Below are 19,293 nucleotides of genomic sequence, written 5' to 3' on the forward strand. Positions count from 1 at the left end.
CGTTGTGCGTCAGCGCGAGCCCCGCAGCTCCCGCTTGAGGATCTTGCCGGTGCCGCCCTTGGGCAACTCGGCGAGCAGGTGGATCTCGCGCGGGTACTTGTACGCCGCCAGGCGCTCCCGGCTGAACGCGGTGAGGGCCGCGGCGTCGGCATTCGCGCCCGGGCGCAGGACGACGAAGGCGACGACCTCCTCCCCCAGCCTGTCGTCGGGGCGGCCCACGACGGCGGCCTCGACGACCTCGGGGTGGGCGTAGAGCACCTCCTCGACCTCGCGGGGATACACGTTGTATCCGCCGCGGATCACCAGGTCCTTGAGCCGGTCGACGATGAAGAAGTAACCGTCCTCATCGCGGTAGCCGAGGTCGCCCGTGTGCAGCCAGCCGTTGCGCAGCGCCTCCGCAGTCGCCTCGGGACGCTTGTAGTACCCCTTCATGACGTTGTGCCCGCGGACGACGATCTCGCCGATGTTGTCCTCCCCGGGCGGGAGCTCGGCACCGTCGAGGTCGACGGCCCGCATCTGGACGCCCCAGATGGGCTTGCCGATCGAGAGGACCTTGCGCTGTTCGGCGCTGATGTTGAAGGTCGCCGTCGAGGCGGTCTCCGAGAGGCCGTAGCCCTCGAGGATCGCCAGGCCCGGGAACTTCTCCTCGAAGGCGCTGATCACGCCGCCGGGGATCGACGCACCGCCGGAGACGGCGGCGCGCAGGCTGGAGACGTCGCGGCCGGCCGTGTCGACGCCGAGCAGCGCCACGTACATCGTGGGCACGCCGGAGAGCACCGTGACGCGGCGCCGCTCGATGACGTCGACCACCGCCTCCGCCTCGAACCTCGGCACCAGGGCCACCGAACCGCCGTATCGGACCGCCGCGTTGAGCACGCTGGACAGTCCGAAGACGTGGAACAGCGGCAGCGCTCCGAGCGCCACGTCGTCGTCCCGCATCCCGAACAGCTGCGGCGCGATCGTGCAGTTCATGTAGAGCTCGAAATGCGTGAGCTCAGCGCCCTTCGGCCGGCCGGTGGTGCCTGAGGTGTAGAGCAGCACGGCGGTGTCGTCGGAGCTCGTGGGGTGGATCTCCCCGGAGTCCGGCTCCCCCAACAGGTCGGCGAACGGTGTCGCGCCCGACGGGGTCGGCGCGCCGAGCGAGACCACGACCACGTCGCCGACGCCCGCCTCCGCCGCGCCCGCGAGCGCGGCCTCGGCGGAGAAGTCGGACGCCACGAGCAGCTTCGCGTCGCTGTCACCGAGGTGGTAGCCGATCTCCGGCGCGGTGAACAGCGGGTTGAGCGGCACCATCGTCAGGCCCGCCTTGAGGATGCCGAAGTAGGCGACCACGAACTCCGGCAGGTTCGGCAGTTGGACGGCGACCTTGTCGCCGGGGACGAGGCCGCGGGCCAGCAGCGAGGCGGCGAGACGCCCCGACTGCTCGTCGAGCTGGGAGTAGCTGATCTCGCGATCACCGAAGAACAGCAGGGGCGCGTCGGGCGTCGACGATGCCGACTCGCGCAGCATCGTCGCCAGGTTGAAGGACATCTACGCCTCTCCGGTCAGCACGCGGCGCGGGACGTCCACGAGCATGGTGTCGATCTGGTCCTGGCTCACGCCGCGCTCGAGGACGTACGGGAAGACGTCGTCGAAGACGTGCGTGTAGTGCCACTGGAGCATGCCCGCCTTGACGTTCGGGTCGATCCAGTCGATGTAGCAGGAGGCGTCCTGGGACAACACGATCTTCTCGGTGTAGCCGCGGCGCACCATCTCGATGAGGGTGTCGTTGCGGGCCTCGAATGTGGTCTCCAGGTTGATGCCGAACCGGTCGAACCCCAGCGTGAAGCCGGCGTCGGCGAGCGCCGACAGGTGCTCGACGTCGGTGGAGTCGCCGCTGTGCCCCAGCACGATCCGGCTCGGGTCGACGCCCTCCTCGTCGCACATCACTCGTTTCACCAGCAGACCGGTCTCCGAGCCCGGGTGCGTGTGCACGGTGATCGGCACGCCGGTGGCGGTGTGCGCCTTCGCGACCGCCCGCATCACCCGCTCGACGCCCTCGGTGAGGCCGTGGTGGTCGATCGCGCACTTGAGCATGCCGGCCTTGACCCCGGTCTCGCCGATGCCCTCCGTGATGTCGCGGACGAACATGTCCGCCATCGGATCCGGGAAGTCGATCCCCGTCATGGCGGTCAGGGCGGGACCGCGGTACATGAAGTAGCGCGGCACGTCGCGGTAGGTGTAGACACCCGTCGCCGCAACGATCCGCACGGGCGTGCGCTCGGCGATCCGCTGGATCCGTGGGATGTACCGTCCGAGACCGACCACCGTCGGGTCGACGATCGTGCGCACCCCGGCGTCGTACGCCTTCTGCAATTGTGCGACGGCGTCGTCCACCCGGGCGTCCTCGTCGCCGAAGTCGTCCGGATAGTTCTGTTGGATGTCCGGGGTGAGCACGAAGACGTGCTCGTGCATGAGCGTGACGCCGAGGTCGGCGGCGTCGACGTCACCGGTGACGGTGTGGACGGCTCCCATGGTTCCTACTTTCCGACGGTGTGTTCTTCTCAGGCGGGGAGGTCGATCAGGCCCGCGAGCGCGGCGCGGTGTCGCCCCGGAGTACCGAGGCCGATCTGGTCCGCCTTGGCGCGCTTGAGGTACAGGTGCACCGGCGCCTCCCAGGTCATGCCGATGCCGCCGTGCAGCTGCACCGCCTCCCCCGCCGCCCGGACGGCCAGGTCCGAGCAGTACGCGGCCGCGACGGCCACGGCGATCACGGCCTCCGGGTCCTCGGTCCCGAGCTCCGCCAGGGCGACCGTCGCCGACCGCGCCGCCGCGGCGGCGGATTCCGCATCGGCGTAGAGCTCCGCCAGGCGGTGCTTCACGGCCTGGAAGCCACCGACCACGCGCCCGAACTGCTTGCGCTGCTTCAGGTACTCGACGGTCGTGGCGACGCACCAGCGCGCCACCCCGGCCTGTTCGGCGGCGAGCAGCGCCGCGCCGGTGATCAGACCCGCGCGCACGGCGGCGGCACCGTCGGCCGTGAGGACCGTGCCCCGGGCGCCGTCGAAGGTCACGTCCGCCACCTGCCGCGTCATGTCGAGCGACGACACGGGTTCGATCCGCGCGTCGGCCGCCGGAACCGCCTGCAGGGCACCGTCGGAGTCGAGCACGAGCAGGATCTCGGCGCCGAGCGCGCCGGCCACCGATCGGACGGTGCCGGAGAGGGCGCCGTCGGCGACGGGGACGGCCGGGGCGTTGCCGTGCGGGTCCACCGAGAACGGCACGACCAACGCGGCCACGCGCGCGCCCTCGGCCAGCTGCCCGGCCAGGACCGGGGCGCCCGCCGCGACCGCGACCGACGCCGCGATCGCCGACGTGAGGAAATCACCCGCCGCGCAGGCGGAGCCGAGCTCCTCGGCGACCACGCCCGCGACGGCGGCGCCCGCCCCGGCGCCGCCCAGCTCCTCCGGAACGAGGAGGCCGGTGACGCCCATCTCCGCGAGCTCGGCCTGCAGGCCAGGGGCGGCGGCACCGTCGTAGGCGGCGATCAGGTCCGCCGGCGCGACCCGCCGATCGAGCAGGTCGCGGACGGCGGCGCGAAGATCGTCCTCGATGTCGCTGCTGAGCAGCTGCGGTGTGTAGCTCACTTGGGGACGTCCTTCCAGGGCAGGTCCTTGTCGACCCGGTGCTCCGGCGGCAGGCCGAGCACCCGTTCCGCCACGATGTTCTTGAGGATCTCCGACGTGCCGCCCTCGATGGAGTTTCCCTTGGCGCGCAGGTAGCGGTACCCGGCATCGCGGCCGTAGAAGTCCACCCGGTCGGGGCGGACCATGGTCCAGTCGCCGTACCGCAGGCCGTCCTCGCCGAGCAGCTCCAGCTCGAGGCCGGAGAGCTTCTGATTGAGCCGGGCGAAGGAGAGTTTCATCGCCGCGCCCTCGGGGCCGGGCTGGCCCGAGGCGAGCTTCTGGCCGAGGCGCAGCGCGGTGACCCGGGCGACCTCGCTGTCCACCCACAGGCGGAGCAGGTCGTCGTGCAGGTCGGGCGTGCGAAGCTCGGGCCGCTCGCGCCAGGTGGCGGCGACCACGCCGATCATGCCGTCCTCGCGCTGCGACGCCCGGCCGCCGATGGCGACCCGCTCGTTGTTGAGCGTGGCGTTCGCGACCTGCCAGCCCTGCCCCACCGCGCCCAGGCGGTGCGCGTCCGGGATGCGGACGCCCTCGAGGAAGACCTCGTTGAACTCCGCCTCGCCGGTGATCTGCCGCAGGGGCCGCACGTCGATGCCCGGGTCGGACATGTCGCACAGGAAGTAGGTGAGCCCCTTGTGTTTCGGCTGGTCCGGGTCGGTGCGGGCGACGAGGATCGCCCACTGCGCGTTGTGCGCGCCGGAGGTCCACACCTTCTGCCCGGTGACGATCCAGTCGTCGCCGTCGCGGACCGCACGAGTCGCGAGGCCCGCGAGGTCGGAGCCCGCGCCGGGCTCACTGAACAGCTGGCACCAGATCTCCTCGCCGGTCCACAGCGGCCGCAGGAAGCGGTCGATCTGGTCCTGCGTGCCGAAGGCCAGGATCGTCGGCGCGGCCATCCCGAGGCCGATCCCGTTGACATGACTGCGGTTGTCGGGTGCGCCGGCCGCCGCGAAGCGGGCGTCCACGGCCTGCTGCAGCGATCGCGAGAGCCCCAGGCCGCCGCGCCCCTCGGGGTAGGCGACCCACGCCAGACCCGCGTCGTACCGGGCGCGGACGAACTCGAGCGGATCCGTCGTGGCCGGCGGGTGCGCGGCGAGGAAGTCGTCGACCTTCCGGGCGAGGTCCTCCGGGCCCGGCGCCGTCACTGCGCCTTCTTGGCGGCGACGCGCTTGAGCTCCGCTCGGGCCAGCGAGTTCTTGTGCACCTCGTCGGGGCCGTCGGCGAACCGCAGGGTGCGAATGCCGGCGTAGTACTCGGCGAGCGGGAAGTCCTGCGACAGTCCACCGGCGCCGTGCGCCTGGATGGCCTTGTCGAGGATCCACTGCACCGTCTGCGGGGTGGCGATCTTGATCGCCTGGATCTCGGTGTGGGCGCCGCGGTTGCCCACGGTGTCCATCAGCCACGCGGTCTTGAGCACGAGCAGGCGCAGCTGCTCGATCCGCACGCGCGACTCGGCGATCCAGTCGCGGATCACGCCCTGCTCCGACAGCGGCTTGCCGAACGCGGTCCGGCCCGCCACGCGATCGCACATCAGCTCGACGGCCCGCTCCGCCACGCCGATCGAGCGCATGCAGTGGTGGATGCGGCCGGGCCCGAGGCGGGCCTGCGCGATGGCGAAACCGTCGCCCTCCTCGCCGATCAAGTTGGCGGCGGGGACACGGACGTCGGTGAACCGCATCTCGGCGTGGCCGCCGTGGCTGTGGTCGTCGTACCCGAAGACCTCCATGCCGCGCAGCACCTCCAGGCCCGGGGTGTCCCGCGGCACGAGGATCTGCGACTGCTGGCGGTGGCGCTCGGCGTCGGGCGCCGTCTTGCCCATGACTATGAAGATCTTGCAGTTCGGGTTCATGGCGCCCGTGATCCACCACTTGCGGCCGTTGATCACGTAGTCGTCGCCGTCGCGGACGATCGACAGGCCGATGTTGGTGGCGTCGGAGCTGGCGACGTCGGGCTCCGTCATCGCGAAGGCGGAACGGATCTCGCCGTTCAGGAGCGGGGTGAGCCACTGCTCCTTCTGCGCGGCGGTACCGAACTCGTTGAGCACCTCCATGTTCCCCGTGTCCGGGGCGGCACAGTTGAACACGGCGGGCGCGAGGTGCAGGCTGCGGCCGGAGATCTCGGCGAGGGGCGCGTACTGCAGGTTGGTCAGGCCCGCGCCGTTCTCGCCGGGAAGGAAGAAGTTCCAGAAGCCGCGGCTGCGGGCCTCGGCGCGCAGCTCGTGCAGGACCGGGGCGCTGTCCCAGGCCCAACGGTTCTCCAGCGCGCCGAGTTGCTGGTGGAAGGTCTCCTCCGCCGGGTAGACGTGGCTGTCCATGAAGTCGTTGACCTGTCCGATCAACTCCGTGGTCTTGGCGTCGTACGCGAAATCCATGTCAGTTCTCCTTCAGTGCGTCGAGTCCGGCGTCGAGCAGCGGGTTCACTGCCTCCCCGGCCTCGGCAAAGCCCTCGCCCACGGTCTGGCCGTTGACGTAGCGGTAGTGGATGCCCTCGACGATGCCTGCGAGCTTGAAGCAGGAGAGGGCGATGTAGAAGCCGAAATCCCCAAGTTCCCGGGAGGATCCGGCGGCGTAGCGGTCGATGATCTGCTGCTCGTCGAGGAAGCCGGGCGCCTCGCTCACGTCGCTGACGGTGCCGGCGGAGATCTTCGCCAGCCGCCCGTAGACCACCATGAGCGCGAGGTCGGTGAGCGAGTCGCCGATGGTCGCGAGCTCCCAGTCGACGACGGCGGCGGGCTCGTCCTGCGGCGAGACCAGCACGTTGTCGAGGCGGTAGTCGCCGTGCACGATGCCCGGCACCGCATCGGCGGGCACCCGTCCCTCGAGAGCGGTGAACAGCTCGTCGACCTTGGGCAGGTCGCGGGTGTGCGCCGCGGCGAACTGCTTGCGCCAGCGCTGTACCTGCCGGCCCAGGAAGCCCTCGGGGCGGCCGTAGTCGCCGAGCCCGACGCTCGCGGGATCGACGTGGTGCAGCTCGACGAGGGTGTCGACCAGCCGCTCGGAGATGGCGCGGGTGCGGTCGACGCCGAGCGCCTCCAGCTCCGTCGCCCGGCGGTAGGGGACGCCGTCGATCTCGCTCATCACGTAGAACGGCGCACCGAGCACTTCGGGGTCGTCGCAGTAGGCGTACATCACCGGGACCGGCACGGCGGTTCCGCCGAGCGCGGACATCATCCGGTACTCGCGGCCCATGTCGTGCGCCGACGGCAGGAGCTTGCCGACCGGCGGGCGGCGCAGGATCCAGGACGAGGCACCGTCGGAGATGCGGTACGTGAGGTTGGACTTGCCGCCCGCGATGAGGACGGCCTCGAGCTGCGATCCCGCGCCCTGCACGTGCTGCGGGAGCCACGTGCCGAGGACGTCGAGATCGAGGCCCGGGTGCTGCTCGGCCATCAGAAGACCACCACGGAGACGGTCTCGGCGACGCACGCGGGACGGTCGCCGCCCTCGCGCTCGATGGTCACGCGCGCGACGACCTGCTGGCCGCCGCCGCCCGGGGTGACCGAGACGAGCTCGACCCCGGCCCGCACGCGCGAGCCGACCGGCACCGGCGCGGGGAAGCGGACCTTGTTGCTGCCGTAGTTGACGCCCATCTTCGTGCCCTCGACGGTGTAGATCTGCCACACCAGCATCGGGATGAGGGACAGGGTCAGGTAGCCGTGGGCGATGGTCGAGCCGAACGGCCCGGCCTTCGCCTTCTCCGGGTCGACGTGGATCCACTGGTGGTCCCCGGTGGCGTCGGCGAACAGGTCGATCCGCTTCTGGTCGATCTCGACCCAGTCGCTGTAGCCGAGGTGCTCCCCCACGGCCGCCTGCAGTTCCTCGAGTCCGTTGAGTACCCGCATGTTTCTCGTCTCCTCGTCCTGTCCGGACCTAGTCCTTGGGCCCGCCGGCCACGTACAGCACCTGGCCCGAGACGAAGCCCGCGCCCTCGCTGGCGAAGAAGCTGGCGGCGTGCGCGATGTCCGCGGGCTCGCCGACGCGCTGCACCGGGATCTCCTTGGCGGAGAAGGCCTTGAAGTCCTCGAAGGGCACGCCGATGCGCTCGGCGGTGGCGGCGGTCATGTCGGTCGCGATGAAGCCGGGGGCGATCGCGTTCGCGGTCACGCCGAACTTGCCGAGCTCGATGGCGAGGGTCTTGGTGAGGCCCTGCATGCCGGCCTTCGCCGCGGAGTAGTTCGCCTGGCCGCGGTTGCCCAGCGCCGAGGTCGAGGACAGGTTGACGATGCGGCCCCAGCCCTCCTTGGTCTGGTACTTCTGCACCTCGCGCGACATCAGGAAGGCGCCGCGCAGGTGGACGGCCATGACCTGATCCCAGTCCGAGACGGACATCTTGAACAGCAGGTTGTCGCGCAGGATGCCCGCGTTGTTGATCAGGATCGTGGGGGCGCCGAGCTCGTCGGCGACGCGGGTGACCGCGGCCGTGACCTTCTCCTCGTCGGAGACGTCGACGCCGACGCCGATGGCGCGGCCGCCGGCGGCGGTGATCTGATCGGCGACCGCCCGGCAGGCGGCGTCGTCGAGGTCGAGGACGGCGACGGCGTGCCCGTCGGAGGCGAGGCGGCGGGCCACCTCGGCGCCGATGCCGCGGGCGGCTCCGGTCACGATGGCGATGCGCTGGGTCATGGGGTTCTCCTTCAGGGGTGGATGGATGTGCCGGCCAGTGCGGGAACGAGTTCCCGCAACGCCGTCCGGGTGGTGCCGGCATCGGTGTGGTGGATCGCGTGGATGCCCAGGGCGGCCGCGCCCGCGACGTTGGGAGTCGCGTCGTCGATGAAGGCGGCGCGCTCGGGCGGCACGCCGAGGCGCTCGAGGGCCAGCCGGAAGATCGCGGGATCGGGCTTGCGCAGCCCCACCTCCTCCGAGATGATCACCGGCGCGAAGAGCGCCGCGAGACGCTCCCGGGGATAGAGGTTCCCGCCGCCCCAGCTGTTGGAGACGATCGCCACCGGCACGCCCGCGGCGCGCAGGTCCTCGGCGAGCGCCCACATGGCCGGATCCTCCTGGATCCGAGCGAACATGCGGCGCAGGACGCCGTCGGGGTTCACGGGATCGCCCGAGACGGTGCGCAGCGCCGCGGCGAAGGCGGCGTCGAACTCGGGCTCGGGCAGCTCGCCGGTCTCGAGCCGGTGGATGGGGCTGCCGGCGTCGGCATCCCGGCCCAGCCAGGCCTTGAGGGTCGCCGTGAAGCTCGCCGGCTCGATCCCCTCGTCGGCGATCCACGCCTCGATGCTGTGCCGCATCGGCGCGGTGAGGACGCCGCCGTAGTCGAAGAGGACCGCGCCGATCTCGGCGGTCACTGGGCCGCCTGGTAGACCACGCGGCCCACCGTGGTGCCGTCGCCGAGGCGCTGCAGGCCGTCGGGGACGGCGTCGAAGGCGAGGCGCTCGCTCACGAGCGGGCTCACCAGGCCCTGGTCGGCGAGGGCGGTCAGCTCCGCGTGGCACTGCTGCACCGCGGCCGAGTCGTAGGCGTTGTACAGGCCCCAGTGCAGTCCGACGATCGAGTAGTTCTTGATCAGCGCGTGGTTCAGGGCGGCCTCCTGAATGGTGCCGCCGGCGAAGCCCACGACGAGGATCCGGCCCTCGAAGGCGATGCACTTGGTGGAGCGCTTGTAGGTGTCGCCGCCGACCGGGTCGTAGATCACGTCGGCGCCGCGGCCACCGGTCTCGGCCTTGACCACCTCGACGAAGTCCTGGGTGCGCCGGTCGACGACCACGTCGGCGCCCAGCTCTCGGGCGACCTCCGCCTTCTCCGCTCCGCCGACGACGCCGATGACCCTGGCGCCCGCGGCCTTGCCGAGTTGGATCGCGGCGCTGCCGACGCCGCCCGCCGCGGCGTGCACCAGGAGGGTCTCGCCCGCTTGCAGGTGCGCGCGGCGGTGCAGCCCGAACCAGCCGGTCTGGTAGCCGATGTACAGCGACGAGGCCTGCGCGTCGTCGAGTGAAGCGGGCGCCGGGAACGCCTGTGCCGCGTTCAGCACCGCGTACTCGGCGAACCCTCCGGACGGGAGCGCCGAGCCGCCGAGGACGCGCTGCCCCACGGTGAAGCCTTCGACGCCCTCGCCGACGGCGACGACCTCGCCGCACAGCTCCACGCCGGGCGTGAAGGGCAGGTCCGGCTTGACCTGGTAGAGGCCGCGGCACATGAGCACGTCGGGGAAGTTCGCCGCCGTCGCGAGCGTGCGGACGGTGAGCTGCCCGGGACCCGGATCGGGCGTCGGGGCGTCGACCTCGCGGAGCACCGCGAGCGGCTCACCCAGTTCCTGTACCTGCCAGGCCCTCATCGGCCGCTCTCCTTCGTCTCGAGTCGCTGCTGCAGTTTGTTCATGCCGTGCAGCCACTTGTCGGTCGCCGTCGCACGGACGGCGTAGTAGCCCGCCACCTCGGGGTGCGGGAGGATCAGGAACTCGTCGCCGGCGAGGGCGTCGACGGCGAGCGTCGCGACCTGCTCGGGCGTGAGGGCGGAGTCGCGGCTGAGCAGCTCCTCCAGTTCGCCGGAGCGCTCGAGCATGCCCGTCTTCACGCCCTGCGGGCAGATCGCCTGGACGACGACGCCGCGGTGGCGGTACGTCGCGGAGAGCCACTCGGCGAAGGCGACGGCGGCGTGCTTGGTCACGGAGTACGCGGGGGCGCCGAGCATGGTGAGCAGCCCCGCCGCGGACGCGGTGACCACGAACCGGCCGCCGCCACGCGCGGCCCACTCGGGCACGAGCAGCCGGGCGGCGCGCACGTGGGCCATCACGTTGACGTCCAGCGACAGCGCCCAGTCGGACTCCGGGGTCTCGAGGCCGCGCCCGCGGTCGATGCCGGCATTGGCGTACCAGGCGTCGACGGCGCCGAGCTCGCGGCGCGCGGTCTCGACGAGGGCGGCGACGCCCTCCTCGGAAGCGGCGTCGCCGGGCGCGGCGTACGCGGTGCCGCCTGCGGCGGCGATCTCGGCGACGGTCCGCGCGGCACCGTCGGCGTCGAGGTCCGCGACCACGACGCGGGCGCCGCGCGCGGCGAGTTCGCGGGCGAGCGCCGCGCCGATGCCGTTGCCGGCGCCGGTGACGACGATGCCCTTGTCCTTCGGGTCGAAGGCGGCCATCGGCTACACCCCGCCCGTGAGCAGGACGCCACCGTCGACGGTGAGCGTCTGCCCGGTCATCCAGGCGGCGTCGTCGGAGAGCAGGAAGGCGACGACCGAGCCGATGTCGTCGGGCACGCCGAGCCGCTTGAGCGGGTACGCGGCGGAGACCTGCTCCTCGCGGCCCTCGTACAGGGCGGTGGCGAAGCGGGTCTTGACGACGGCGGGCGCGACGGCGTTCACCCGGATGTCCGGGCCGAGCTCGACGGCGAGCTCCTCGGTGAGGTGGATGACCGCGGCCTTGGAGACGCCGTAGAAGGCGATGCCGGGCGCGGGGCGCAGGCCGGCGACGGAGCCGACGTTGACGATGGCGCCGCCGTGCTCCTTCTGCCAGGCCGCATAGACCTTCTTCGTCCAGGACAGCGTGGAGAGCACGTTGACCTCGAAGATCTTGCGCGCGGCGGCCGTGTCGATCTCCATGAGCGGGCCGTAGACCGGGTTGATGCCGGTGTTGTTGACGAAGAAGTCGGCGCTGCCGAAGGTGTCGATCGCGGTGGCGATCACCTGGTCCTGATGCGCCTCGTCATCCCCCGAACCGGCCACGGCCACAGCCACCTCGGGGCCGCCCAGCTCGGCGACGGCCGCGTCGAGCGCCTCCTGCTTACGTGCCGTGATGACGACCTTCGCGCCGTCGGCCACCAGCCGCTGCGCGATGGCCAGGCCGATGCCGCGGCTCGCTCCCGTGACGATCGCGGTCTTCCCGGCGAATCGGGTCATGCTCCACACACCTTCCGTTCAAACTGACTAAGCGCTCGCTTAGTTTGTAGCCTACGACACACCGCGCCGTGTGACGACCCCCTTGGGCGCACGAACCCCTGTGACGCTCCTCACAGTACGGACCGTTGCGTGCGCACACCCCCGGAAACGACGGAGCGGCCCGTACGTCGAGGACGTACGGGCCGCTCCGAGGGGCGTCAGACGCGGATCAGCTGAGCCGCTCGATGATCATCGCCATGCCCTGACCGCCGCCGACACACATGGTCTCGAGGCCGAACTGCTTGTCGTGCCACTGCAGCGAGTTGATGAGCGTGCTGGTGATGCGCGCGCCCGTCATGCCGAAGGGGTGACCCACGGCGATGGCGCCACCGTTGACGTTGACCTTGTCGGCGTCGATGCCCAGGTCGCGCACCGACGGGATCACCTGCGCCGCGAAGGCCTCGTTGACCTCCATGAGGTCGATGTCGCCGATCGACAGGCCGGCGCGCTGCAGCGCCTGCTTCGACGCCTCGACGGGGCCGAGGCCCATGATCTCGGGCGACAGGCCCGTGACGCCGGTGGAGACGATGCGCGCGAGCGGCGTCAGGCCGAGCGCCTTGGCCTTCTCGTCGGACATGATCACCACGGCGGCCGCGCCGTCGTTGAGCGGACAGCAGTTGCCGGCCGTGACGGTGCCGTCCGGACGGAAGACCGGCTTGAGCCCGGCGATGCCCTCGTAGGTGACGCCGGCGCGCGGACCATCGTCCGTGGAGACGACGGTGCCGTCGGCGAGCGTGACCGGGGTGATGTCCTTGGCCCAGAAGCCCGAAGCGACGGCGGCCTCGGCGCGGTTCTGGCTGCGCACGCCCCACTCGTCCTGGTCCTGGCGGCTGACGTTCTTGAACTGCGCGACGTTCTCGGCGGTCTGCCCCATCGCGATGTAGACGTCCGGCAGGACGCCCGCCTCACGCGGGTCGACCCAGGTCTGGCCGCCGCCGGCGAAGGTCGCGGTGCGCGCCTCGGCGTCGGCGAAGAGGGCGTTCTTGGTGTCGGGCAGGCCGTCCGCGTTGCCCTTGATGTAGCGGCTCACGGTCTCGACGCCGCCGGAGATGAAGACGTCGCCCTCCCCCGCCTTGATCGCATGGAAGGCCATGCGCGTGGTCTGCAGGCTCGAGCTGCAGTAGCGGTTGACGGTGACGCCGGGCAGGTGGTCGAGGCCGGCCTCGACGGCGACGACGCGGGCGATGTTGAACCCCGACTCGCCCGCGGGCTGACCGCAGCCGAACATCAGGTCGTCGATCTCGCGGGGGTCGAGCCCGGGCACCTTGTCCAGGGCGGCGCGCACCATCTGGACCGAGAGGTCGTCCGGACGGACGTCCTTGAGCGAGCCCTTCGCTGCACGCCCGATGGGCGACCGGGCGGTGGAGACGATGACGGCTTCGGGCATGGGATGACCTCCGAGTTGAACCATTACTAACTAAGCGCTCGCTTAGCGGTGTACCATCTACTCTGCACCACTGAGAGCCGGTCGTCAACGGACCGATCCCTGTGGTCCCGTTCACACTAGAGACACCGCGTCGACGCGCCGCATCGCGGTGCCGCCGGAGGGAAACGATGACCGAACCCGAAGCGCCGTCCCGCGCGGACGCCACCCGCGCGCGGCTGCTGTCCGCCGCCGCGGCGGCCTTCGCCGAACGCGGCTTCCACGGCACCACCACCCGCGACATCGCCTCGGCGGCCGGCATGAGCCCCGCCGCCGTGTACGTGCACTACAAGTCCAAGGAACAGCTGCTGCACCAGCTCTCGCGCGTCGGACACCAACGGATCATCGACGCGATCGACGCCGTCGACGACGCCGCGGACACCCCCGCCGAGCGGCTCGCCGCCGCGATGCGGGCGTTCGCGACGCATCACGCGTCGTCGCACACCAGCGTCCGCGTGGTCAACTACGAGCTGGACGCGCTCACCGAGGAGCACCGCGCCGAGATCGGCGGCCTCCGCCGCGAGATCACCCGTCGGCTGCGCGCGATCGTCGACGCCGGCGTCGCGGACGGCTCCTTCGACACCCCGGACCCGCGGATGGCGACCATCGCCGTCCTCTCCAGCGGCATCGACATCGGCCGCTGGTACCACGACGGCGGCGAGATCACCCCCGACCGCATCGGCGATTTCTACGCCGACCTCGCCCTGCGCACCGTCGGGGCGAGCACCACCGACATCCCGAAGTAGAGAACCCGAGGAGACCCACCATGCGTCGCACCGTCTACACCGCCGATCACGAAGCCTTCCGCGAGACCCTCCGCGCCTTCATCGAGGCGGAGGTCGTGCCGCACTACGACGAGTGGTACGCCAACGGCATCGTGCCGAAGGACTTCTACCCCAAGCTCGGCGAGCTGGGCGTCTTCGGTATCGAGGTGCCGGAGGAGTACGGCGGCGCGGGCATCGAGTCCTTCAAGTACCAGGCCGTGATCAGCGAGGAACTCGGCCGCGCCGGCGTCTCCTTCGGCGGTTCGAGCGTGCACATCGCGCTGTGCCTGCCCTACCTGACCGGCCTCGCCACCGACGAGCAGAAGCAGCGCTGGCTGCCCGGCATGGCGGCGGGCGAGCTGATGTTCGCCATCGCGATGACCGAGCCCGGCACCGGGTCCGACCTCGCGGGCATGAAGACCACCGCCAAGCTCTCCGAGGACGGCACGCACTACGTGCTCAACGGCTCGAAGACCTTCATCACCGGCGGCGTGAACGCCGACCGCGTGATCGTCTGCGCGCGCACCGCGCCGTCGACCCCCGAGGACCGCCGCCACGGCATCTCGCTGTTCGTCGTCGACACCACGCTCGAGGGCTACGCCGTGGGCCGCAAGCTCGACAAGATCGGCCTGCGCACCTCCGACACCGCCGAGCTCTCCTTCACCGACGTCAAGGTCCCCGTCGCGGACCTGCTCGGCGAGGAGAACAAGGGCTTCTCCTACCTCGGCCAGAACCTGCCGCAGGAGCGCCTGTCGATCGCCGTCGGCGCCTACTCGCAGGCCTCCGCCGCCGTGCGCTTCGCGCAGGCGTACACGCAGGACCGCAACATCTTCGGCAAGTCCGTCGCCTCGTTCCAGAACACCAAGTTCGAGCTCGCCGCGTGCAAGGCGAAGGTCGACGCCATGGAGTCCAGCGTCGACCGCGGTCTCGAGCTGCACGACGCGGGCCAGCTGACCGCCGCCGACGCCGCCTCGCTCAAGCTGTTCTGCACCGAGGCCGCCTCCGACGTGATCGACCGCTGCCTGCAGCTGCACGGCGGCTACGGCTACATCAACGAGTACCCGATCGCCCGGCTCTACGCCGACAACCGCGTCAACCGCATCTACGGCGGCACGTCCGAGGTCATGAAGACCATCATCGCCAAGGACATGGGCCTGTAGCCCTCACCCCGCGCGACGGTGCTGTACTGAGCACATGGACCTGCTGATCGGCCTGATCGCCGTCGCGCTCCTCTGGGCGGCCGTCGGGAACGTCCGGCGCGCCGGGCCCGGATCGGGGTGGATGCTCCGCTGGGCCCGGTACGCGCGGGCGTGGGTCGTGGCGAGCCCGGTCGCGGCGGTGCTGTGGCTCGTCGTGACGGTCAACGCCGTGATGCTGCTCGGCCTGCCGGACCGCCTGGCGGACCAGGTCCTGCAGGTGCACAGCACCAATCTCGACCGGTTCGGCACCCACCCACTGCAGGCGCTCATCACCTCCGCGCTGTGGATCGAGCCCGTCGACATCGTCTTCGCGACGCTGATGACGGTGCTCGTCCTCGGTCCGGCCGAGCGCTGGCTGGGGCACATCGGGATGCCCCTGATCTACTTCGCGGGCAGCGCGACCGCATCGCTGATCTCGGTGCTGTCGGCGAACCGCCTACTGGCGCACGGGATCATCACCGACGACCTCGACCTGCGCGGCATGATCGACGTCGGCGTCAGCTACGGCAGCCTGTGCGTGCTCGGACTGCTCGTCTACCGCATACCGTCGTGGCGCTGGCGGCTCGCCGCGATGCTCGCCCTGCCCGTCCTGGTGCGGCTCACGCTGCCCTTCTTCGGCATGTACTCGACGCTCGGCCACCTGCGCGCCGTGCTGCTGGGCTACCTGCTGTGGCCGGTCACCCGCATCCCCGCCGTCCGCCGCCGCGCCGCGGACTGGACCTGGCGGTTCCATCCCGCCGCACCGGGTAGCCCCGCCCAGTCCGGCGGGCCCGGCGGGCCCGGCGGGGAGACCGTCACCACACCGTGACGCGGTCCCGCGGCTCCAGCCACTCCTTGTCGCCGGGCTTGACGCCGAAGGTCTCGACGAAGGCGCTCACGTTCTTGACCACCTGATTCGCGCGGAACTCGTTCGGCGCGTGCGGGTCCGTCGCCAACGACTGGATCGCGGAGGCCTCCCGCGCCTTGTTCCGCCAGATCCGGCCCCAGCTCAGGAACAGCGGCGTGAGGTCCGGGTCGGCCCCCTCCCCCGCGCTCGGCACGGCGCTCGCGCTCGGCCCGGCCGACGGTGCCCCGCTCGCCTGCACGGCCCCCTCGGTCCCGGCGTCGCGGTTGGTGACGGCGATCCGGTAGGCGGCGATGGCGATGGACAGGCCGCCGAGGTCCGCGAGGTTCTCCCCCACCGTGAGACCGCCGTTGACCTTGTTGGTCGGCGGCAGCCCGGCGGGGACCAGCGCGTCGTACTGCGCGATGAGCGCCTTGGTGCGCTTGTCGAACTCGGCCCGGTCGGCCGGCTCCCACCAGTCCTTGAGGTTGCCGTCGCCGTCGTACTTCGCGCCCTGGTCGTCGAAGGCGTGGCCGATCTCGTGGCCGATCACGGCGCCGATTCCGCCGTAGTTGACCGCGGCCTGCGCGTCGGGCGAGAAGAAGGGCGACTGCAGGATCGCCGCCGGGAAGACGATCTCGTTCATGCCGGGGTTGTAGTAGGCGTTCACCGTCTGCGGCGTCATCAGCCACTCGCCCTTGTCCACCGGCTTGGCGAGTTTCGCCAGCTGGTAGGCGTTCTCGAACTCGCCCGAGGCGCGCACGTTGGCGACGATCGACTTCCCGTCGGTCTTGAGGTCGCCGTAGTCGCGCCACTGGTCGGGGTAGCCGATCTTAGTGCGGATCTTCTCCAGCTTGGCGGCGGCGGCCCGCCGGGTGGCGGGGGTCATCCAGTCCAGGTCCTCGAAGCTGGCGCGGTAGGCGCTGCGGAGGTTGTTCACGAGCTGCTCGGCCTGCTGCTTGGCGTCGGCCTTGAAATGCTTCGCGACGTACAGCTTCCCGAGCGCCTCCCCGAGGGCGCCCTCGACCACGGCCACGCCGCGCTTCCAGCGATCGCGCTGCTGCTCGACCCCGCTGAGGGTCTTCGAGTAGAACTCGAAGTTGGCCGTGGCGAAGGGCTCGGAGAGATACGCGGCGTAGGCCCGCACCACCTGGATCCGCGCGTGATCCTTGAGGGTGTTCAGGTCGGTGTCCGCCCACAGCTTCGCCGCGGCGGTGAGGAAGCTCGGCTGCGAGACCACGACGTTCTTGGCGTCGTCGGCCTTGATGCCCACGGCCTTCTGCCAGCGGTCCCAGTCGTAGCCGGGCGCCAGCTTCGCGAGCTCGGCCCACGGGTACGGGTTGTAGGTCGCCGTCGCGTCGCGCGAGCGCACGCGGTCCCAATGTCCCTTCGCCACCGACGATTCGAAGGCCAGCACGCGGGCCGCGACGCCCGGCGCGTCGGCCAGGCCGGCGAGCGAGGCCGTCTTCTCCAGGTACGCGCGGTACTCGTCGCGCACCTCGGCGTACTTCGGATCGCGGTAGTAGGCCTCGTCCGGCAGGCCGATACCCGACTGCAGCAGGCTGAGCACGTACTTCGACGAGTCCTTCTGATCCGTGTCGACGTAGAAACCGACCAGGCCGCTCACGCCCTGCTTCTGGTGAGTGCCGATGACGTCGAGCAGGGCCGCCTTGTCGGCCGCCGTGTCGATCGCGTCGAGATCGGGCTTGATCGGGTCCGCGCCCTCCCGGTCGACGCGGGCGGTGTCCATGAAGGAGTCGTAGACGTCGCGGATCTTCGCCTCATTGCTCCGGGTTCGCGGATCCTTGATGCCCTCGATGATGGCCTTGAGCTGGTCCAGCGCACGATCCGACAGCTCGGTGAAGGTGTTGAACGAGGCCTTGTCCGCGGGGATCCGGTAGCCGTCGGCCCAGGCGCCGTTGACGTGGCGGAACAGGTCGTCCTGCACGCGCACGCCGGGCGCCGCGCCGCTCAGGTCGGGCCCCGTCAGCGGCCGCGCCGGCTTCGCGGAGGAGGACGGCGATCCACCGCCGGGCCCCGATACGCCGCAGGCCGCGAGGACCGCGGTGCCCGCGAGCACGCCGAAGCCGGCGAGGAACCGCCGGCGGTCGAGCCCGCCCGACGGTGCGCCGAACGGGTCGCGATCGGGGCGGGGCGAGTGGGCGGACGAATGGGGGTCACCGGTCTGCATGAACCGAATCTAACCCGATCGGCCGCCGAGATGGTGCGACACGCTAACCACCCGAGTCGGGCGCCGGAGTCCGCCGCGAGGTCAGCGCGATGGCGACCACGACGAGTGCGATGCCGACGGCCTCGAGCCATCCCGGCCGCTGGCCCAGCATCACGGCGCCCACGCCGGTGGCGGTCACCGGGAGCAGCGCCAGCAGCAGCGCGAACCGCTCCCGCCCGACCCGGGTGAGCACCACCTGGTCCAGCGCGTACGGGACGACCGAGCTGAGCAGCCCGAGGCCCAGGCCGAGGACCCACACCTCCCAGCTGAGGAAGGCCTCGGGGCGGCTCACGAGGTCGGGGCCGAGGCCCGGGAGGGCGAGGACCAGCGCGCCGGCGGCCAGGCCGACGCCGAGCCCCTCGATGCCGCCGCCCGCGTCGGCGACCCGCTTTCCCAGCACGATGTACGCCGCCCACAGGGCCGCCGCCAGCAGCGCGCAGGCGATGCCGATCGCGCCGCCGGAGCCGAGACCGGCACCGTCGAGGTTGACGCCCGCGACGCACACCACGCCGACGAGGGCCGCCGCCGCGGCGACCAGATCCACCGCGCGCCGCGAGCCGGCGACCGCCACCGCGATCGGACCGAGGAACTCGATCGCGACGGCCGTGCCCAGGTCGATGTGGTCGATGGCCTCGTAGAAGGCCATGTTCATCGCGACGGTGACCGTGCCGAACAGGGCGGCGGCGCGCAGCCGCGCCGGGGTCCAGTCGGCGCGCCGCGGCCGCAGGGCGAGCAACAGGATGAGGCCGGCGCCCGCCCCGCGCAGCCACGCCACCGCGACGGGCGAGAGCTGTTCGAACAGACCGACGCCCAGGGAGGCGCCGACGTACTGGCTGATCGCCCCGATCACGAACATCGCGGGGATCATCAGCGGCGTCACGCGCCTCACCCTAGGGGACCGTGCGCCGGCCCCGCATCCGCGTTTCCCCGCCCGAAAGTTGTTCACCCTGGGAGAACATGCCGCCCACCTCCCCGGTGTGGTGGAACAAATGGGTACCCTCGGACGTATATAGAGATGTAAGAACGGTTCGTGAGGAACGGAGGAGTCATGACCAACACAGTCACTTCAGAGGCCCCTACGGGCGATGCCTTCGCTCCCCTGACGGCGTCCGACCGCTGCGATCGCTGTTCGGCGGCCGCCCAGGTCCGGGCCGTACTGCCGTCGGGCTTCGAGCTGCTCTTCTGCGGCCACCACTTCAGCGAGCACCGCGCGAAGCTGGAGGCGCAGGGCGCCAGCATCACGGGCGAGCCCGTCACGGTCTGAGTACCACCGACGCGACGGCGCCGTGCACCCGCCCTACTTCCGGGT

General features: G+C 71.1%; 19 protein-coding genes. 4 read left to right on the forward strand and 15 right to left on the reverse strand.

The window, feature by feature from the left end; all coding sequences use genetic code 11:
- Positions 1-9 precede the first annotated feature (9 nt).
- From LB823_RS05350 to LB823_RS05410, 13 genes are all read right to left on the reverse strand, one after another.
- Positions 10-1,530, reverse strand: coding sequence for a long-chain fatty acid--CoA ligase (locus LB823_RS05350; RefSeq protein ID WP_224645729.1), 1,521 nt, complete (start codon positions 1,528-1,530; stop codon positions 10-12).
- The gene (locus tag LB823_RS05355; protein ID WP_224645730.1) at positions 1,531-2,514 is read right to left on the reverse strand and encodes a phosphotriesterase; all 984 of its coding nucleotides are present in this window, start codon (positions 2,512-2,514) and stop codon (positions 1,531-1,533) included.
- 29 nt (positions 2,515-2,543) lie between these two features.
- Positions 2,544-3,626, reverse strand: a complete 1,083-nt coding sequence (locus LB823_RS05360) for an acyl-CoA dehydrogenase family protein (RefSeq protein WP_224645731.1) — start codon at positions 3,624-3,626, stop codon at positions 2,544-2,546.
- Complete coding sequence (locus LB823_RS05365) at positions 3,623-4,810, reverse strand: acyl-CoA dehydrogenase family protein (protein ID WP_224645732.1); 1,188 nt, start codon at positions 4,808-4,810, stop codon at positions 3,623-3,625. Before LB823_RS05365 ends, LB823_RS05360 begins: the two co-directional genes overlap by 4 nt.
- A complete protein-coding gene (locus LB823_RS05370) occupies positions 4,807-6,036 on the reverse strand; it encodes an acyl-CoA dehydrogenase family protein (protein ID WP_224645733.1) in 1,230 nt (409 codons plus the stop codon). Before LB823_RS05370 ends, LB823_RS05365 begins: the two co-directional genes overlap by 4 nt.
- 1 nt (position 6,037) lies before the next feature.
- Positions 6,038-7,054, reverse strand: coding sequence for a phosphotransferase family protein (locus LB823_RS05375; RefSeq protein ID WP_224645734.1), 1,017 nt, complete (start codon positions 7,052-7,054; stop codon positions 6,038-6,040).
- Entirely contained in the window at positions 7,054-7,506 is a 453-nt protein-coding gene (locus LB823_RS05380; protein ID WP_224645735.1) for a MaoC family dehydratase, read from the reverse strand. Before LB823_RS05380 ends, LB823_RS05375 begins: the two co-directional genes overlap by 1 nt.
- A gap of 28 nt (positions 7,507-7,534) precedes the next feature.
- Positions 7,535-8,287 carry an SDR family oxidoreductase gene (locus tag LB823_RS05385; protein WP_224645736.1) on the reverse strand — a complete coding sequence of 251 codons (753 nt, stop codon included), beginning with the start codon at positions 8,285-8,287 and terminating at the stop codon, positions 7,535-7,537.
- 11 nt (positions 8,288-8,298) lie between these two features.
- On the reverse strand, positions 8,299-8,961 hold the full coding sequence (locus LB823_RS05390) for an HAD family phosphatase (protein ID WP_224645737.1): 663 nt from the start codon (positions 8,959-8,961) through the stop codon (positions 8,299-8,301).
- Positions 8,958-9,947, reverse strand: coding sequence for an NADPH:quinone oxidoreductase family protein (locus LB823_RS05395; protein ID WP_224645738.1), 990 nt, complete (start codon positions 9,945-9,947; stop codon positions 8,958-8,960). The genes LB823_RS05390 and LB823_RS05395 overlap by 4 nt, the downstream gene beginning before the upstream one ends.
- The gene (locus LB823_RS05400; RefSeq protein WP_224645739.1) at positions 9,944-10,750 is read right to left on the reverse strand and encodes an SDR family oxidoreductase; all 807 of its coding nucleotides are present in this window, start codon (positions 10,748-10,750) and stop codon (positions 9,944-9,946) included. The genes LB823_RS05395 and LB823_RS05400 overlap by 4 nt, the downstream gene beginning before the upstream one ends.
- A gap of 3 nt (positions 10,751-10,753) precedes the next feature.
- Entirely contained in the window at positions 10,754-11,506 is a 753-nt protein-coding gene (locus LB823_RS05405; protein WP_224645740.1) for an SDR family oxidoreductase, read from the reverse strand.
- Positions 11,507-11,714: 208 nt separating this feature from the next.
- Entirely contained in the window at positions 11,715-12,932 is a 1,218-nt protein-coding gene (locus LB823_RS05410; RefSeq protein WP_224645741.1) for an acetyl-CoA C-acetyltransferase, read from the reverse strand.
- 167 nt (positions 12,933-13,099) lie between these two features.
- On the opposite strand from LB823_RS05410, the gene LB823_RS05415 reads away from it, so the two are divergent.
- The 3 genes from LB823_RS05415 to LB823_RS05425 are packed head-to-tail and all read left to right on the forward strand — an operon-like array spanning position 13,100 to position 15,739.
- Positions 13,100-13,714: a TetR/AcrR family transcriptional regulator gene (locus LB823_RS05415; protein ID WP_224645742.1), complete on the forward strand. Its 615-nt coding sequence runs from the start codon at positions 13,100-13,102 to the stop codon at positions 13,712-13,714.
- Positions 13,715-13,734: 20 nt separating this feature from the next.
- The gene (locus LB823_RS05420; RefSeq protein WP_224645743.1) at positions 13,735-14,892 is read left to right on the forward strand and encodes an acyl-CoA dehydrogenase family protein; all 1,158 of its coding nucleotides are present in this window, start codon (positions 13,735-13,737) and stop codon (positions 14,890-14,892) included.
- Between the two features lie 34 nt (positions 14,893-14,926).
- On the forward strand, positions 14,927-15,739 hold the full coding sequence (locus LB823_RS05425; protein ID WP_224645744.1) for a rhomboid-like protein: 813 nt from the start codon (positions 14,927-14,929) through the stop codon (positions 15,737-15,739).
- Here LB823_RS05425 and LB823_RS05430 read toward each other — a convergent pair.
- Entirely contained in the window at positions 15,726-17,945 is a 2,220-nt protein-coding gene (locus tag LB823_RS05430) for a M13 family metallopeptidase (protein WP_224645745.1), read from the reverse strand. The two genes, LB823_RS05425 and LB823_RS05430, sit on opposite strands and share 14 nt — an antisense overlap.
- Positions 17,946-17,988: 43 nt before the next feature.
- Positions 17,989-18,864 carry a DMT family transporter gene (locus LB823_RS05435; protein ID WP_224645746.1) on the reverse strand — a complete coding sequence of 292 codons (876 nt, stop codon included), beginning with the start codon at positions 18,862-18,864 and terminating at the stop codon, positions 17,989-17,991.
- Positions 18,865-19,032: 168 nt separating this feature from the next.
- Here LB823_RS05435 and LB823_RS05440 point away from each other — a divergent pair, with 168 nt between their 5' ends.
- Positions 19,033-19,248: a hypothetical protein gene (locus LB823_RS05440; protein WP_224645747.1), complete on the forward strand. Its 216-nt coding sequence runs from the start codon at positions 19,033-19,035 to the stop codon at positions 19,246-19,248.
- Positions 19,249-19,293: the final 45 nt, after the last annotated feature.

The sequence above is a fragment of the Tsukamurella sp. M9C genome, assembly GCF_020169415.1.
In the GTDB taxonomy this organism is placed as follows: Bacteria; Actinomycetota; Actinomycetes; order Mycobacteriales; family Mycobacteriaceae; genus Tsukamurella.

Bases quoted from the DNA above. Each gene is read 5' to 3' on its own strand.
- LB823_RS05430 (WP_224645745.1), bottom strand. From the start codon at position 17,945: ATGCAGACCGGTGACCCCCATTCGTCCGCCCACTCGCCCCGCCCCGAT.
- LB823_RS05395 (WP_224645738.1), bottom strand. From the start codon at position 9,947: ATGAGGGCCTGGCAGGTACAGGAACTGGGTGAGCCGCTCGCGGTGCTC.
- LB823_RS05350 (WP_224645729.1), bottom strand. From the start codon at position 1,530: ATGTCCTTCAACCTGGCGACGATGCTGCGCGAGTCGGCATCGTCGACG.
- LB823_RS05370 (WP_224645733.1), bottom strand. From the start codon at position 6,036: ATGGATTTCGCGTACGACGCCAAGACCACGGAGTTGATCGGACAGGTC.
- LB823_RS05375 (WP_224645734.1), bottom strand. From the start codon at position 7,054: ATGGCCGAGCAGCACCCGGGCCTCGATCTCGACGTCCTCGGCACGTGG.
- LB823_RS05385 (WP_224645736.1), bottom strand. From the start codon at position 8,287: ATGACCCAGCGCATCGCCATCGTGACCGGAGCCGCCCGCGGCATCGGC.
- LB823_RS05420 (WP_224645743.1), top strand. From the start codon at position 13,735: ATGCGTCGCACCGTCTACACCGCCGATCACGAAGCCTTCCGCGAGACC.
- LB823_RS05410 (WP_224645741.1), bottom strand. From the start codon at position 12,932: ATGCCCGAAGCCGTCATCGTCTCCACCGCCCGGTCGCCCATCGGGCGT.
- LB823_RS05405 (WP_224645740.1), bottom strand. From the start codon at position 11,506: ATGACCCGATTCGCCGGGAAGACCGCGATCGTCACGGGAGCGAGCCGC.
- LB823_RS05440 (WP_224645747.1), top strand. From the start codon at position 19,033: ATGACCAACACAGTCACTTCAGAGGCCCCTACGGGCGATGCCTTCGCT.
- LB823_RS05355 (WP_224645730.1), bottom strand. From the start codon at position 2,514: ATGGGAGCCGTCCACACCGTCACCGGTGACGTCGACGCCGCCGACCTC.
- LB823_RS05380 (WP_224645735.1), bottom strand. From the start codon at position 7,506: ATGCGGGTACTCAACGGACTCGAGGAACTGCAGGCGGCCGTGGGGGAG.
- LB823_RS05425 (WP_224645744.1), top strand. From the start codon at position 14,927: ATGGACCTGCTGATCGGCCTGATCGCCGTCGCGCTCCTCTGGGCGGCC.
- LB823_RS05415 (WP_224645742.1), top strand. From the start codon at position 13,100: ATGACCGAACCCGAAGCGCCGTCCCGCGCGGACGCCACCCGCGCGCGG.
- LB823_RS05400 (WP_224645739.1), bottom strand. From the start codon at position 10,750: ATGGCCGCCTTCGACCCGAAGGACAAGGGCATCGTCGTCACCGGCGCC.